Annotated in this window: 15 protein-coding genes; 9 read left to right on the forward strand and 6 right to left on the reverse strand. The window is 68.3% G+C overall.

Annotated features, from left to right (window positions below):
* Positions 1–227 precede the first annotated feature (227 nt).
* On the forward strand, positions 228–1,616 hold the full coding sequence (locus NV2_RS20240) for a DoxX family protein (RefSeq protein ID WP_245662693.1): 1,389 nt from the start codon (positions 228–230) through the stop codon (positions 1,614–1,616).
* Between the two features lie 5 nt (positions 1,617–1,621).
* On the opposite strand, the gene NV2_RS20245 is transcribed toward NV2_RS20240, so the two are convergent.
* The gene (locus NV2_RS20245; protein WP_067876614.1) at positions 1,622–2,590 is read right to left on the reverse strand and encodes a poly(ethylene terephthalate) hydrolase family protein; all 969 of its coding nucleotides are present in this window, start codon (positions 2,588–2,590) and stop codon (positions 1,622–1,624) included.
* Between the two features lie 273 nt (positions 2,591–2,863).
* Between NV2_RS20245 and NV2_RS20250 the strand changes: the two genes are divergently transcribed.
* From NV2_RS20250 to NV2_RS20260, 3 genes are all read left to right on the forward strand, one after another.
* The gene (locus NV2_RS20250) at positions 2,864–3,409 is read left to right on the forward strand and encodes an LGFP repeat-containing protein (protein ID WP_067876617.1); all 546 of its coding nucleotides are present in this window, start codon (positions 2,864–2,866) and stop codon (positions 3,407–3,409) included.
* Between the two features lie 69 nt (positions 3,410–3,478).
* Complete coding sequence (gene cobA, locus NV2_RS20255; protein ID WP_067876620.1) at positions 3,479–4,744, forward strand: uroporphyrinogen-III C-methyltransferase; 1,266 nt, start codon at positions 3,479–3,481, stop codon at positions 4,742–4,744.
* Between the two features lie 145 nt (positions 4,745–4,889).
* A complete protein-coding gene (locus tag NV2_RS20260; protein WP_373863593.1) occupies positions 4,890–6,374 on the forward strand; it encodes an MFS transporter in 1,485 nt (494 codons plus the stop codon).
* 98 nt (positions 6,375–6,472) lie between these two features.
* On the opposite strand, the gene NV2_RS20265 is transcribed toward NV2_RS20260, so the two are convergent.
* From NV2_RS20265 to yaaA, 3 genes are all read right to left on the reverse strand, one after another.
* Positions 6,473–6,868 carry an ankyrin repeat domain-containing protein gene (locus NV2_RS20265; protein ID WP_067876623.1) on the reverse strand — a complete coding sequence of 132 codons (396 nt, stop codon included), beginning with the start codon at positions 6,866–6,868 and terminating at the stop codon, positions 6,473–6,475.
* A 65-nt stretch (positions 6,869–6,933) separates the two neighbouring features.
* Positions 6,934–8,487, reverse strand: a complete 1,554-nt coding sequence (locus NV2_RS20270) for a three-helix bundle dimerization domain-containing protein (protein WP_210749682.1) — start codon at positions 8,485–8,487, stop codon at positions 6,934–6,936.
* A 209-nt stretch (positions 8,488–8,696) separates the two neighbouring features.
* The gene (yaaA, locus tag NV2_RS20275) at positions 8,697–9,461 is read right to left on the reverse strand and encodes a peroxide stress protein YaaA (RefSeq protein ID WP_067876625.1); all 765 of its coding nucleotides are present in this window, start codon (positions 9,459–9,461) and stop codon (positions 8,697–8,699) included.
* Positions 9,462–9,519: 58 nt separating this feature from the next.
* Here yaaA and NV2_RS20280 point away from each other — a divergent pair, with 58 nt between their 5' ends.
* The gene (locus tag NV2_RS20280; protein ID WP_067876737.1) at positions 9,520–11,277 is read left to right on the forward strand and encodes a proline--tRNA ligase; all 1,758 of its coding nucleotides are present in this window, start codon (positions 9,520–9,522) and stop codon (positions 11,275–11,277) included.
* An 84-nt stretch (positions 11,278–11,361) separates the two neighbouring features.
* Here the strand turns inward: NV2_RS20280 and NV2_RS20285 are convergent, their stop codons facing one another.
* Complete coding sequence (locus tag NV2_RS20285; RefSeq protein WP_245662694.1) at positions 11,362–11,793, reverse strand: ferritin-like domain-containing protein; 432 nt, start codon at positions 11,791–11,793, stop codon at positions 11,362–11,364.
* A 31-nt stretch (positions 11,794–11,824) separates the two neighbouring features.
* Positions 11,825–12,364: a hypothetical protein gene (locus tag NV2_RS20290; RefSeq protein ID WP_245662695.1), complete on the reverse strand. Its 540-nt coding sequence runs from the start codon at positions 12,362–12,364 to the stop codon at positions 11,825–11,827.
* A gap of 358 nt (positions 12,365–12,722) precedes the next feature.
* Here NV2_RS20290 and rimP point away from each other — a divergent pair, with 358 nt between their 5' ends.
* From rimP to NV2_RS20305, 4 genes are all read left to right on the forward strand, one after another.
* A complete protein-coding gene (gene rimP, locus NV2_RS20295; protein ID WP_067876631.1) occupies positions 12,723–13,361 on the forward strand; it encodes a ribosome maturation factor RimP in 639 nt (212 codons plus the stop codon).
* Positions 13,358–14,386 (forward strand): transcription termination factor NusA, encoded by a 1,029-nt coding sequence (gene nusA / locus NV2_RS20300; RefSeq protein WP_067876633.1) that lies wholly within the window; start codon positions 13,358–13,360, stop codon positions 14,384–14,386. Before rimP ends, nusA begins: the two co-directional genes overlap by 4 nt.
* A gap of 63 nt (positions 14,387–14,449) precedes the next feature.
* Positions 14,450–14,830: a YlxR family protein gene (locus NV2_RS30955; RefSeq protein ID WP_084475142.1), complete on the forward strand. Its 381-nt coding sequence runs from the start codon at positions 14,450–14,452 to the stop codon at positions 14,828–14,830.
* 120 nt (positions 14,831–14,950) lie between these two features.
* A partial coding sequence (locus tag NV2_RS20305) for a translation initiation factor IF-2 N-terminal domain-containing protein (protein WP_245662696.1) occupies positions 14,951–15,216 on the forward strand: 266 nt, incomplete at its 3' end.

Raw genomic sequence — 15,216 nt, forward strand, 5'->3', positions numbered from 1 at the left:
TCGGGTACCGCTGACCGGGATCCGAGTTGCTCGCCCGCCCGCCGTTCGCTGCCGCGGCATCGACGGTTACCGGACCCCGGGCGAAGTACCTCTCGAGAGGTACCTCGACATCAGGGTCGGGCCGGAGGGAAATCGGGGTTCGACCGGAGGTTTTTCGGCTCGGCATTCCATAGCGTGGTTCGCAGCGTGGACCCCGTAGGTGGGACCGGCGTCGAGAAGGAGTAGATGTGGTGGACACTCGGACCGAGGCACCGCAGGCAACCGGCGAACCGACGGACCGGTCCGGCTCCGGCGCGAACGGCCTGCCGGACGACGGCGCCGCAGTCGCTGCACGATGGAATCCGGTCACCCGCCTGGCGTTTCGCTTCGCCTTCCTGTATTTCGGCCTGTTCTGCCTGATCTATCCCCAGATCATCTTCGCCTTCACCGGGTGGTTCGCCAACCAGCTCGACGTCGAGGCGGTGGCCTGGCAGCCCCGGCTGTTGCAGCCGATCCTGGAGTGGGTCGGTGCGACGGTCTTCGGCATTCATCCGGTGCTGCACTTCGGGGGGAGCGGTGACCAGTCCATCCTGTGGGTGCTGGTGTTCTGCATCCTGGTCGTCGCGGCCGTCGGCACGCTGATCTGGACGGTGCTCGACCGCCGCCGGCCCGGTTATCCGCGGGCGGCCGGCTGGTTCCTGATCTTCATCCGGCTGTGCCTGGGTGCACAAATGCTGAACTACGGGTTCGCGAAGGTGATCCCCACTCAGATGCCGGAGCCGACACTGGTCACCTTGCTGCAGCCCTACGGTGAGCTGACGCCGATGTCCGTGCTGTGGAATCAGGTCGGCTCCAGTCCCACCTACGAGATCCTGCTGGGCGCGGCGGAACTGCTGGCCGGTGTGCTGCTGTTCATCCCGCGCACCGCGACTGCGGGCGCACTGCTGAGCCTGGTCGCGATGGCGCAGGTTTTCGTGTTGAACATGACCTTCGACGTTCCGGTCAAACTGCTGTCCGGGCACCTGCTGCTGATGTCGATGGTGTTGCTGGTCCCGCAGGCCCGGCGGCTACTGGGCGTGCTGCTGCTCGATCGGGCGGTCGGTCCCTCCACGGCGCCGTACCCGTTTCGGACCCGTCGCTCCCGCATGATCGGGGCGGCAGCGCAGCTCGCGGTCGGGCTCTGGGTCGGCGCAGCGCTGGTGGACGTCAGCGCGCAGATGTGGGAAGAGGGGCCGGGGCGGGAGGAACCGCCCCTGTACGGGATCTGGCAGGTCGAAGAGTTCGCCCGCGACGGCGATCGGGTACCGCCGTTGCTGACCGATCCGGTGCGGTGGCAACGGGTGGTGTTCGATTTCCCGGGCGTCATGCACTATCAGCGCATGGACGGGACGATGGGGGCCGCGCAGGTGAAGGTCGACACGGAGGCGCACCGAGTGGCGTTGTCCGCGGCCGCTCCCGATGCGGCGGCCGCCACCACGGGCGACTTCGGCTACGAGCAGCAGGGGCCCGACCGGCTGTCGCTCACCGGTGAACTGGACGGGCATCCGGTGACGGTCACGTTCCATCGTCAGGACCCCGACGCGTTCCCGCTGCGCAGTACCGGATTCCACTGGGTGCAGGACGAGCCCGGATACTGACCGGCTCAACGCGCGTTCGCGCCGGTCTGGTTGCCCCAGTGCGGGTTCGGGGCATAGAACTCTCCGGTGCCGGGTGCGAATGCCGCCGCGGCATGGGGGCAGTTCTGCAACCGGGCCACCAGCCACGCGGTCGGATAACCGAGGTAGCCGTACACCCCGTCGGTACACGGCGACGAAGCCTCCGCACAGCCCGGTTGTCCCTGTACGTCGTTGTGATTCGGGCCGACCAGCGTGCCCCACACCTTCGTCACCGACGCCGGCGTCGCTCTGTAGTAGTCGAAATTCGACTGCAGCCCGGGAATCTTCCACTGCGCTCGGGACGGCGATATCAGCGCGTCGTCGGAGCCGTTGACGAAGAACACCGATCCGCGGGTGAGTCGCGTCGGATCGGTACAGCTCAATCTCTTCGAGCACAGGGCCTGCGCGGGCAGGTGCATCGGCACCGCGGTGCGGATCGAGCCCGACGAGGCGATCATCGCATTGAGGGCGCCGGTCGCCCCCTGGGAGTGACCGATCGCGCCGATCGCGGAGGTGTCGAGCCGATCGTGGAACGGGCTCTTCGGGTCGGCGGCCCGATCGATGAGGTACCGCGCCGCCCGCAGGATGTCGGTGCCGTTTCCGGTCCGCCGGTTCTCCGTCGCGATCACCACGAATCCCCACGACGCCAGGTGCCGGAGCAGATAGGCGTACTGCCGGGGCCTCGCATCGGTGCCGTTGCCCCAGGTGAGGATCGGATAGCGGGTATCGCCGTGACCGAGATCGGTCGGGTACCAGAGGTCATATGCGGCCCCGGTGGAATCACAGCAGCCGAAACCGTACTTCTCGGTCACCTGCCACGGTCCGGGGTCGAAGTAGCGCGCCTCCACCGGACCGGCCGGATGATAGGGAGCCGCGGCATAGGACGTCGCCGCGACCGCAGCGGCGATCACCACCGTCACCAGCACCGTCACGAACTGCAACACCGCCCGCCGCATGGTCGAAGCTTAGAACCGTTGCGGGCTTCCGCGGCCGGGAACGAGTCTCGGGCGCGGCGCGTCGGCGGTGCCGGGCACACCTGCCGACCCGTGTGAGAAGAGTCTCGTTTGTGATACGCGCAGCGTTGCGGCGCCGGTGTACTCCCTGAAAGATTGGCGTGAACGGCGGCCTCCGCCGTGACGAATTCGCAGGTGGAGGGAGTTCTCTTGACTTCGACACAGCGCAGACAGAGCAGACGGTCCGGAGACCGAACCTGGGCACGGGTCCGGACGGTGACCGCGGGTGCCGCGGCACTGGCGTTGCTGACCGGCACCGGAATGGGAGTCGCCGGTGCGCGACCGATCGGTGCCTTCGAGGTCGGCGGTGCCATCGAGAAGGCGTACGACCGGGCCGGGGGTGCTGCCACCTTCGGTAATCCGACCGGGCCGGAATCCGACGCCAACGGCGGTAAGTTCCAGGTCTTCGAGCGTGGTTGCTCGATCTACTGGTCCGTCGGCACCGACGCCCATGCGATCTGCGGGCTCATCCGCGACAAGTGGGGAGCCATGGGCTGGGAGAACAGCCCACTCGGATTCCCGTTGACCGACGAGTCGGCGGGCGGTAAGGACGGCAGCGCCCGGTTCAACCAGTTCCCCGGTGGGGTGATGTTCTGGTCGGAGGACACCGGCGCGCATCCGGTGTGGGGCTCGATTCTGGGTATCTGGAACGCCAACAATGCCGACCGCGGCCGTTACGGGCTGCCGACCAGCGACGAATACGACTACAACGGCGGCAAGGCACAGGATTTCCAGGGCGGCCGGATCACCTGGAGGCCGTGAACCGATCGATCGGCACGCGGTGGCGGGTGATTGCTCCGCGGTTCGCGGCACGCCGTAGGCTGAAAACTTGTGCCGAATACGACAGACGACCAGCAAGCCGGTGACCCGAACTATGTTGTCGGACTCGATCTCGCCGGCCGCCGCGTCGTCGTGGTGGGCGGCGGCTCGGTAGCTCAGCGGCGGCTCGGACTTCTCATCGCCAGTGGTGCCGATATCGAGGTGATCAGCCGCACCGTCACGCCCGCCGTCGAAGGGATGGCGACTTCCGGGCAGCTGCGGGTCTCGCAGCGTGCCTACGCCGACGGTGACCTCGCCGACGCCTGGTACGCGATCGCCTGCACCGACGAACCCGACACCAATGCGGCCGTGGTCGAGGAGGCCACTCGCCGGCGCATCTTCTGTGTACGTGCCGACAACGCGCGTCTCGGGACCGCTGTCACCCCCGCCAGTGCCCGCTACGACGGGCTCACCCTCGCCGTCTTGGCCGGCGGGTATCACCGCCGGTCGGCGGCGGTGCGCACGGCCCTGCTCGAGGCATTGCAATCGGGGGTGGTGACCGACGATTCCGAACCGGTGGCGCCGGGCGTAGCCCTGGTGGGCGGCGGACCGGGTGATCCCGATCTGATCACCGTGCGGGGTCGCCGGTTGTTGTCGCGCGCGGATCTCGTGGTGGCCGACCGGCTGGCGCCCCCGGAGTTGCTCGCCGAACTCGGACCGGACGTGGAGGTCGTCGACGCGGCGAAGATCCCGTACGGGCGGGCCATGGCACAGGAGGCGATCAACACCGCCTTGATCGAAGGTGCCCAGTCGGGCAAGTTCGTGGTCCGGCTCAAGGGCGGTGACCCGTACGTCTTCGGCCGCGGCTTCGAGGAACTCGAGGCCTGCGTGGCCGCCGGGGTGGCGGTCACGGTCGTGCCGGGCGTGACGTCGGCCATCTCGGTGCCCGCGCTGGCCGGTATTCCGGTCACCCACCGCGGAGTGACCCACGAATTCGTGGTGGTCAGCGGTCACATCGCGCCGGATCATCCGGATTCGCTGGTGGATTGGCCGGCATTGGCGCGGCTGCGTGGCACGCTGGTGCTGCTGATGGGGGTGGAACGGATCGAGAAGTTCGCCGACGCCCTGCGCGCGGGTGGTCGCGCCGCGGACACCCCGGTGACGGTGGTGCAGGAGGGCAGTCTGCGGACCCAACGGGTGCTGCGGGCGGACCTGTCGACCGTCGCCGCCCGGGTGCGAGCCGAAGGTATCCGCCCGCCTGCGATCATCGTGATCGGTCCGACCGCCGGATTCACCGCCGGGGCGCCGGAGATCGATCGGTCCGGCGGACCGCAGTAGGACGTGCGCGCAGCGGTTCGTCCGACCGCGGACGGTGGCCGCAACCGGGCTGCCGAATTCGGTCGACTCGGGCGTTCGGCGCGGCCTGCGGGGGGCCGCTACGCGTGAGTATCTACAGTCCCGGTATCCGTTACAGTGGCTCACTGTGCTCGACAACCCCGCCGCGGCGATGCAGTATCCGGTGACGAAGCGGGCCTTCGGGCTGCCGATCCTGGTGCTGTCCGGACTGAACCTGATGGTCGTGCTCGACGGCACCGTCGTCATCTTCGCGATCCCCCGCCTGCAGGAACAGATGGGCCTGTCCAGCGCCGCCAGTGCGTGGACGGTCACGGCCTACGGGCTACCGTTCGCAGGCCTGATGCTGCTGGGCGGCCGTCTCGGTGACGTCTTCGGCCGCAAGCGAATGCTGATTCTCGGCGTCACGCTGTTCACGGTCGCCTCCGCGCTGTGCGGTTCGGCCCAAACCGACTGGATGCTGCTGGCGGCGCGCGCCGTGCAGGGCACCGGTGCGGCGATCGCCGCACCGACCGCGATGGCTTTGGTGGCCAGTACCTTCGCTCCCGGGCCGGCGCGTAACCAGGCGATCGCGATCTTCGGCTCGATGATGGCAATCGGTTCGGTCGGCGGCCTGGTGATCGGTGGCATGCTCACCCAGTTGAGCTGGCGCTGGATCTTCCTCATCAACGTCCCGCTCGGCGCGCTGTTGATCCTGGGGGCGATCTTCCGGCTGCGCGACACCGAACATCTGCGGGCCAGGCTGGATGTTCAGGGCGCCATCCTGGGCACACTCGGATGCGTCGCGATCGTCTTCGCCGCGACCGAAGGCCCCGAGATGGGATGGGGCAGTCCGTACATCATCGGCTCGGCCATCGCCGGGTTGCTGCTACTGGCGGTATTCGTCGTCGTCGAGCGCACCGCCGACAATCCGCTGCTGCCGTGGTCACTGTTCGACAAGCGCGACCGCGTGATGACGTTCATCGCATGTGTGCTGGCCGGTGGCGCCATGGGGGCGATGACCTATTTCGTCGCGCAATTCCTGCAGAACGTGCTCGGCTACACCCCGTTGATGGCGGGTGTGGCCGCGATCCCGTTCACCGTCGGCGTCGGCCTGGGCGGTGCGGTGTCGTCCAAGGCCGCCATGCTGATCCAGCCGCGCTGGTTGTTGAGCGGTTCGGCCCTGTTCCTCGCTGCGGGCCTGTTCTACAGCTCGACCCTGGACTCCACGGTCGACTATTTTCCGACGTTGGTGATTCTGTTGCCGCTGATCGGGTTCGGCGTCGGCATCGTCATGGTGGTGGTGCCGCTGTGCCTGCTCGTCGGTGTGGAAGTGGACAATATCGGTCCGCTGACCGCGATCGGGCAGATGGCGTTCAATCTGGGCGGGCCGGTCGCGATCGGCCTGCTGAGCCCTATCGCCCTGTCACGCACCCTGTCGATGGGCGGCGGCTCCGACCGCCCCGCCCCCGGGGACACCGTGCAGATCGACGCATTGAGCAGTGGTTACACCTTGGTGCTGTTCGTCTGCTCACTGGTGGCCGTCGCGATCGCGGTGGTGACGGTGACCCTGCGCTACACCCCGCAACAGCTGGCCCAGGCTCAGCATGCGCAGGAGGAAGCGCAGCAGGCCTGACAGCGCCGGTGACCTCGGCGGCACGGGTGGCGGAGTCGACAGCCCGAATCGGTGGCGTCACCGATCCCTCGAAACCGCTACGGTTCGCCGGTCGCGTGTCAGCGGTCGCCGAACAGGTCCAGCAGTTCGGTCTTGCCGAACATCGTCGCGGAGTCGCGGGCCGAGGGGGTACCGGCATCGGGGTCGGCTCCGGCGTCCAGTAGCGCCCGCACGATCTCGTCCTCACCCTTGAAGACGGCGCCCGCGATCGGGGTCTGGCCGCGGTCGTTGGGCCGGTCCGGGTCGGCCCCGCGCTCGAGCAGAGCAACCACCGTGGCAGCGTGCCCGTGGTACGCGGCGAGCATCAGCAGGGTGTCACCGCGATCGTTGGAGAGGTTCACCGGGACCCCGGCGTCGAGGTAGGTGGCGAGGGTATCGACGGCTCCGCTGCGCGCCGTGTCGAACAACCTGGTGGCCAGCTCGACCACGTCCGGATCCACATCGTCGGCTGCCATCCGCCTTTCCTACCACGAACCCACACAACTGCCGGGCGCGAGTGCACGGGGCCGGAGCCGGCTGCTCAGTTGTAGGCGCGGGCGACACCGTCGAGAAGGTGTTCGAGAGTGTCGTAGGTGGGCGTGTCGACCACATCGACCAGATCCCGCGCGACCGGGACCCGATGGTCGGCAACCACGCCGGCGAAGGCCGAGGGGTCCGCGGTGCGGAAGCCGTGTTCGGCGGCCAGTCGCTGCAACACCGGATCGGTACTCAGCAGCCGCCCGATGCGGTCTCCGGTGGGGCTGAACGGGATCAGGGTGTGCCGGGACAGCACGGTCGGCGACGGGTAGGCCAGGACCGCGTCGGCGGGCAGCTTTCCGGCGATCGCCGCTTCGACGAACTGCGACTCGTAACCCCACACCATCGGGGTCGGACCCATTCCGCCGGCGAGATATTCGGCGAACGGCCCCGCGCTGGAATTGTCGGTGTAACCCTGTCCGGTGAACAGCCGCGACACCTTCGACAACACGAACTGCTCGGCCGTCGATCCACGCACGATCGCGTCGTCGTTGGCGACATAGGCGGCCACCGCCAGGTACATGGCCGCAGAGTTGGAGGTGCGTGGGTCGGTGGTCGAGATCAGGACGTTCTTCCGCACCGGGTACGCGGTGTTGCCGGGCAGCCGGTCCCACTGCACGCCCTGCTGGGCGAGTGCGAGATAGCGCCGCATGTCGAACGCCGGCACCGGTCCGGGGCGGACGATTCCGGCGCGGGTCAGTGCCTCGGCGATCGGACGGAAGGTCGCGATCACCATGGGCGAGGAGAACGGCGTGTATTTCGTGGTGATCGCGCGCTCGCGCTGAATCCGTTCGGCCGCCAAGCTGCTGGACGGGAACGCGAAATCCGCGCCGGAGAGGTCCACCGTCGTCGCGATCTGCCGCGACCCGGCGGGCTCGACCTCGAGCCGAATACCGTTGCGGGCCAGCGCCTCCACCACTGCGGGGTCCCGGAAGAAGCTCAACTTCTCCGACCCCACCACGCCACGTGCGGTCACCACGGCGGCCGCGGGGGAGGGGGCGGCATCGTTGTTGTTGCGGAAACCGGCGACGGCAATCACGGCCACCAGCAGCACCACCACGATTGCGGCCGCACCGGCTGTCGCAGCGATGTGGTGACGCCGCAGCGTCGCAACGAGTGTGCGCTTTGCTGCGCCGGGTCGCGGCGGGATGCTCCCGGTTTGCGCTGTGGTGGCCGGCGTGGTCTCGACCGACGACCCGGCCCCGACCGCGACGGCTGCCGAGGGCTCCTCCGCGACGTCGGATGGTGCGTCGCCCGAGTCTTCGGAGTGCTGCTTCGTCTCACTCGCCTCCGCGGCCTCCGGCGGAACATCCTGTGCCGCAGGCACTTCTGCCTCCGGCTGTCGCCGGCTCGGCGGCGGCTCCCGCAGTTCCCGGTGCGCGATGCGCTCGACGAGGATCGGCACGAAATCGCGCACGGTGTGGCCGTCGAATCGCCGCCGCACCCGGCCGACGACATCGTGCACATGGTCGGCGGAATGATTGCCGTCGTAATGATCGACGAGACGACTTGTCAACTGGCGCAGTGCCTTTTCTTCACGGTCGGTGGCCTCGTCCATGCCGAACTCCTCGCCCATTGTTTCCAGCAGCCGCGGCCGACCGGCCGTGCCGAGCAAACGATAAGCGAGGTGAAACCACCTGGCGTACCACCCGATGTGTGGTCGGATGCCAGGAAAGATGCTGGTATTCGCCGATTGTCGGACAAAAGTGAATGCTCGGCGGAGTCAGGAATTCCGGACGAATTCCGGCACCGGTCACCGGGAGTTAATCAGGTGAGTACCAGCAATTCGCTCGAGGACGCAATTTCCACCCGCAGGCCCGCCTTTTCGGCAATGCGGGCCAGTGCGCGGATATCGGAGGGTTCGGCGCGGGTGGACACCAGGGCGCGGGCGAGCAGACCCTTGTGATGTTTGTTGAAATGGCTCACCACGGTGCGGCTGCCGTCCGGCCGTTCTGTCAGCACCGTCGCGGTCACCGCACCGGGCAGCCGCCCGAGTTGCTGATAGCTGCCCGAGCGTAGATCGACGACGAGATCTCCCGCCGTGGCTTCCCGCAGCGCGGGGGCCAGCACCGGCTTCCACATTGCGGCCAGGGTGGGCATACCCGGCAACTTCGAACCACCGGAGAGCCGGTAGCCGGGAATTGCGTCCCCCGCCCGCACCACGCCGAACAGCGCCGAACCGATCGCGAGCCGCGTCTGCGCGCGTGCATGCTGCGCCTTGGTCAACGACCCGGCGTCCAGCGCGTCGTAGAGCACGCCGGTGTAGCGCTCGAGTGCCGGTGTGGTCGCGGCCGTCCGCAGCGCGGTATTGCGCGCGAGCGCGGTCTGCAAACCTTCCGCATTGCCGGCGCGAGCTTTACCCAGCCCCAACGCCACCCGTGCTGCCTCCGCGTCGCCCGACAACTCGATCAGTTCGGTGATCAGTTTGTCCCGCACCGCGGTGAGCTGCGGTAACCACAGCGAATCCAGTTCGAGCGGACCGAGCGTTCCGCCGTCGGACTTGGTTTCGGAAGGAGGCAGAATCACCAGCACGAGCGGATACGGTAATGCCTTGTGAGCATCCGTGCAGCAGGGGCTACTCTGTGCATCCGTGATCACCCGTCTCTCACATCTGTTCCTGCGCACCCTGCGCGACGATCCCGCCGACGCCGAGGTACCGAGCCACAAACTTCTGGTCCGCGCCGGATATGTGCGCCGGATCGCTCCGGGCGTCTACTCGTGGTTGCCGCTGGGCCTGAAGGTGTTGCGCCGGGTGGAGAACGTGGTGCGCGAAGAGATGGACGCCATCGGCGGCCAGGAGATTCTGCTGCCGGCCCTGCTGCCGCGCGAGCCCTACGAGACCACCAACCGCTGGACCGAATACGGTGACGCCCTGTTCCGCGTGCAGGACCGGAAGGGTGCGGACATGTTGCTCGGACCGACCCACGAGGAACTGTTCGCGCTGACGGTCAAGGGCGAATACAACTCCTACAAGGACCTGCCGGTCCGGCTGTACCAGATCCAGACCAAATATCGCGACGAGGAGCGGCCCCGCGCCGGAATCCTGCGCGGGCGCGAATTCGTCATGAAGGACTCCTACTCGTTCGATCTCGACGAGGACGGTCTGAAGGCCAGCTACGCCGCGCACCGCGAGGCATATCAGCGCATCTTCTCCCGGTTGGGTGTCGAATACGTGATCGTCGCCGCCACCTCGGGTGCGATGGGCGGCAGCGCGTCCGAAGAGTTCCTGGCGAGCAGCCCCAACGGTGAGGACACGTATGTGACCTGCCGTGAATCCGGGTATGCCGCGAATGTCGAGGCGGTCGTGACACCCGCTCCGGAGCCGATCCCCGTGGCCGGGCAGCCGGCGGCGGTCGAACACGACACCCCCGGCACTCCGACGATCGCCGCACTGGTCGACTGGGCCAACGAGGCCGGTATCGCCGAGCAGTTCGGGCGGCCGGTCACCGCGGCGGACACGCTGAAGAACGTGATGGTGAAGCTGCGCCATCCCGACGGCAAGTCCGAGATCGTCGGCATCGGCATCCCCGGTGACCGCGAGGTCGATGCCAAACGACTCGAAGCGAGCCTGGAGCCGGCCGAGGCCGAACTGCTCACCGACGCGGATTTCGCCGCCAACCCGTTCCTGGTGAAGGGCTACATCGGCCCGAAGGCGCTGCTGAACAACGGTGTCCGCTATCTGGTCGACCCGCGTGTCGTGACCGGCACCGCGTGGATCACCGGGGCGGACTCGGCAGGTAAACATGTCGTCGGACTGGTCGCGGGCCGCGATTTCACGCCCGACGGCACCATCGAGGCCGCCGAGGTACGCGACGGCGATCCCTCACCCGACGGCCGGGGCGCGCTGCATGCGGCACGCGGTATCGAGATCGCCCACATCTTCCAGCTCGGCTACAAGTACACCGATGCGTTCGAGGTCGACGTGCTCGGCGAGAACGGAAAGCCGGTCCGCCTGATCCAGGGCTCCTACGGTGTCGGTGTCTCCCGCATGGTCGCGGTGATCGCCGAGCAGATGCACGACGAGAAGGGACTGCGCTGGCCCGCCGAGGCGGCGCCGTTCGATATCCACGTGGTGATCGCCAACAAGGACGCCGCCGCCCGTGCGGGTGCCGAGGAAGTCGTCGCCGGTCTGCACGCGCAGGGCCTGGAGGTGCTGTTCGACGATCGCACCGCGTCACCCGGCGTGAAGTTCAAGGATGCCGAATTGCTCGGTATGCCATGGATTCTCGTGGTCGGCCGCGGCTGGAGCGAGGGCAAGGTCGAACTGCGTAATCGCCTGACCGGCGCGGCCGAGGACATCGCGGCCGATGCGGCGGTGCAGACCGTGGTCGCCAAGCTCCGCGGCTGATCACCGGGCCCGCGGCCGACCGCCGGGTGCGGTAGTCGGCCGCGGGCCCGCTGCGGTGGGTCACCGGGCTCGTCCGGCGCCGGCTCAGGGGCGGCCGGGAAATGCGGTCGTGGCCGGGCTCACCCCGAGGATGGCCTGCCAGGTGGCCGTGCGCACCGCGCATTCGGTGAGGGCCTCGATTCCCTTCCCGCGTAGTTCGGCGGTGGTGGCCCGTTCCACCACCGAGCGCCACACGATCGCGGTATCGGATTCCACGGTCACCGCGAGCTTCGCCGCGGGTATCGGATTGTCGACGGGGAACGGCGGGGTGTAGGCCGCGGCGGGAGCCGGGACGTCCGCGCCCGCCGCCTCGAGCATGTCGACGAGGGCATCGCGGCGCGCCCGGTGCGCGGCGGTGTACTCGGCGACGATGTCCGCGCGGGTCGGGGAGGCGTAGGCGGCGATCAAACCGTAGGCGTACACCGCGGTGTATTCGGCGTTCAGCGCCTCGAGCAGGACCTGCTGATCGGTACTCACACGAATCCTTTCCGGCGTGTGGGGGAGATGTTCACGCCAGCGCGACGGCCACATGCGAGGCGCAGGCGGCGCTGATGGAGGCGAGGAGGCCCGCGCGGTAGTCGGACTGCGTGGTGGCGAGCCGGGCTGCCGCCTGCTGGGCCTCGGTCAGCCGCTCCCGGACGGCGGCGAGAGCCGGTGGCGGGGCGGGCGCGGCCGGTTCGGGTACCGGAGGTGTCGCGGACTTCGGCTTGGTGCCGTCGCCGTAGACGCCGACGGCCCGGTCGATCTCGGTTCGTAGTGCGTCGGCGTGCTGGGTGCGCTGGTCGGCGACCGAGTTCAAGGCGGCCGTATGTTCCGGCGCGACGGCGATGGCGGCCCGCGCCCAGACCGCATCGGTACGGGCCGCCTCCTCCTGGGAGACGAGCACATCCGGTTCCGTCGGCGCGGGATCCGAGCACGCGGCGACCGCGCTCAGCGCGAGGAGAGCGACGGCGCCGCCTCCGGCGGAGCGGAGCACCGAGCGGCGGTCGACGGAACGGGAAGCGGTCCGCTGGGGTGGCGCGGAGGTCACATCGCGACGGCTGGGCACGCCCCTATCGTGCCAGTGCGCACCGGCGGCGTGACCACGAGCCCGCCGACACGCTCGCGCTCGCGGTTTGCCGTGCCGTCGGAGGCCGCATTCGCGCAGTTCGGCGGCCGCGGAAGCGTTTTCGAGCGCCCACACCCGGCGCGGCGTGGGCGGGACGCCGGCGGCATCGACTGGCCTCCGCGGCTTCCCCGAGCGCAGCCGGTACCCACCCTGGCCGACGCGACCGGGTTGGCTGGTCCTTTACACTCTTGCAGCGCGTTAGGCTGGACATCCGGCGGAACAATCCGTGGGATATGCGCGCCGACCATACCGGACCAGGACCGATACCGCGTCACAACTGAACCAGGAGCCGCCCCATATGCCGATGCCGACCGAGGAAAGGGTGAGCCAGCTCGTTGCTGAGCTCGTCGAACGCCGAGGACTCGACCTCGAGGGCGTACGTATCACGGGTGGCCCACAGACGCAGGTGACGGTCACCGTCGACGGTGAGGAAACCGTCGACCTGGATGCGGTCGCGGAATTGAGTTCCCGGATCTCGGAGGTTCTCGACGAGGCGGGCGACTTCGGGGACAAGCCGTATCTGCTCGAGGTGACCACTCCGGGGGTGGAGCGGCCGCTGACCGAGCTGCGGCACTGGCGCCGGTCCCGCGGCCGCAAGGTCCGTGTCCGGATGCGGCGCGATGCGCCGACTCCGGACGGCAAGGCCACGTTTGATGCCCGTGTCGGTGCTGTCACCGAGACGGAGGTGGCATTGGTACTCGGCGGGAAACGCGCCCCGCACCGGGTCACCGTGCCACTCGCCGATATCGATTCTGCGGTCGTCCAGGTGGAATTCTCCCCACCGGGCGCGGCGGAACTGGAGCTCGCCGGCGGGGTGGCCGCCGGCCGCCCGGAGCCGGGGGCGGTGGATCAGGCTGTGGACGTGGCCGGATCCGCAGATGTGAACCAGGGAAAACACCGTCCAGTAGTTGCGCCGACCGAAGGGACCGTGGAATGAACATCGAAATCGAAGCCCTGCGCGCGATTGTCGCCGATAAGGGCATCTCGATGGAGACAGTGCTCTCCGCGATCGAGTCGGCCCTGCTGACCGCCTATCGGCACACCGAGGGCCACGAGCCCAACGCACGCATCGACATCAATCCCAAGACCGGCATCGTGCGGGTGATGGCAACCGAGACCGATGCCGACGGCAATGTCGTCTCCGAATGGGACGACACTCCGGAGGGCTTCGGCCGCATCGCCGCCACCACCGCCCGGCAGGTGGTGCTGCAGCGCCTGCGCGACGCCGAGAACGAGAAGTCCTTCGGGGAGTTCTCCACCCACGAGGGTGACATCGTCGGCGGCGTCGTACAGCGTGATGCCCGGATGAACGCACGCGGCACGATCGTGGTGCGCATCGGCAGCGAGGCGAACGGGGCCGAGGGCCTGATTCCGCCCGCCGAACAGGTCCCCGGCGAAAGCTATGAGCACGGTGACCGCATCAAGTGCTACGTCTACGGTGTCTCGCGCGGTGCGCGCGGCCCGCAGATCACCCTGTCGCGCACCCACCCGAATCTGGTGCGGCGCCTGTTCGCACTGGAGGTGCCCGAGATCGCGGACGGTTCGGTGGAGATCGTGGCCGTGGCGCGTGAGGCCGGACACCGTTCCAAGATCGCCGTGCGGTCCACGGTTCCGGGCGTGAACGCCAAGGGTGCGTGTATCGGCCCGATGGGGCAGCGGGTGCGTAATGTGATGAGCGAGCTGGCCGGCGAGAAGATCGACATCATCGACTGGGCCGAGGACCCGGCCACATTCGTCGGGAATGCACTGAGCCCGTCGAAGGTTGTCTCCGTGACGATCGTCGATCCGGAGGCGCGTGCCGCCCGGGTCGTGGTCCCTGATTTCCAGCTGTCGCTGGCGATCGGCAAGGAAGGCCAGAACGCCCGGCTCGCGGCGCGGTTGACCGGTTGGCGCATCGATATCCGTTCCGACGCGGCGCCCGACGTGGCAGGATCACCGCGTCCGCAGGCGCAGCACGGATAGATCGCGGTGCGGCGGCGGACGGAGTTCGGGCGGTAACGAGGGGCTGGATGCGGAGATCGGGACATGGCAGCGGTACAGTGGACACAGGCTCAGCGCGAGTCTTCGGTATCCGCACCTTCGGTCCATGTCGGACATCGGGTTCCCACCCGAGACTCCGGCCCGGTCCGAACCTGTGTCGGATGCCGGAAACGCGAGCTGGCCGCCGATCTGTTGCGGGTCGTGGCGCAGTCGCCCGGCAGCCGTCCCCTCGGGGACGCTGGTGTGGTGATCGTTCCGGATCCGCGGCGCAGACTTCCCGGGAGGGGTGCTTGGTTGCACCCCGTTTCGTCTTGTCTGAGCGTGGCAGAACGGCGCCGAGCGTTCGGCAGAGCGCTACGAGTGTCCGGAAAACTGGATATCTCAGCCCTGGAGCACTACGTCGAGAACAGGCACGAGCACTCATGAGCACACCGTGAAGTACCAGCGATGAACGGCCATCGAAGATAACCCGAGGTCGTGCGGGCGTCCTGACCCCTGAAGCGGGGTCCCCGGACCGTCACGCTCGACCTCTCAGTGAGGAGAGCAGTGGCAGGCAAGGCCCGCGTGCACGAGTTGGCGAAAGAACTCGGTGTCACGAGCAAAGAACTACTCGCAACGCTCAAGGAGCAGGGCGAGTTCGTGAAGTCGGCGTCGTCGACGGTGGAAGCACCCGTCGCGCGCCGTTTGCGGGAGTCGTTCGCGACGAAGTCCGCACCAGCCAACGGTTCCGCGAAATCCTCCGCGAAGCCCGGCCCCGCACCGGCACGCCCGGCCGGCGGTGCCACCCCCGGTCCGCGCCCCGGCCCCCGTCC

The organism is Nocardia vermiculata NBRC 100427, from assembly GCF_001613265.1.
In the GTDB taxonomy this organism is placed as follows: Bacteria; Actinomycetota; Actinomycetes; order Mycobacteriales; family Mycobacteriaceae; genus Nocardia; species Nocardia vermiculata.

Coding starts and splice junctions, on each gene's coding strand:
- NV2_RS20245 (WP_067876614.1), bottom strand. CDS start 2,590: ATGCGGCGGGCGGTGTTGCAGTTCGTGACGGTGCTGGTGACGGTGGTG.
- rimP (WP_067876631.1), top strand. CDS start 12,723: ATGCCGATGCCGACCGAGGAAAGGGTGAGCCAGCTCGTTGCTGAGCTC.
- NV2_RS20270 (WP_210749682.1), bottom strand. CDS start 8,487: ATGGACGAGGCCACCGACCGTGAAGAAAAGGCACTGCGCCAGTTGACA.
- nusA (WP_067876633.1), top strand. CDS start 13,358: ATGAACATCGAAATCGAAGCCCTGCGCGCGATTGTCGCCGATAAGGGC.
- NV2_RS20265 (WP_067876623.1), bottom strand. CDS start 6,868: ATGGCAGCCGACGATGTGGATCCGGACGTGGTCGAGCTGGCCACCAGG.
- NV2_RS30955 (WP_084475142.1), top strand. CDS start 14,450: ATGGCAGCGGTACAGTGGACACAGGCTCAGCGCGAGTCTTCGGTATCC.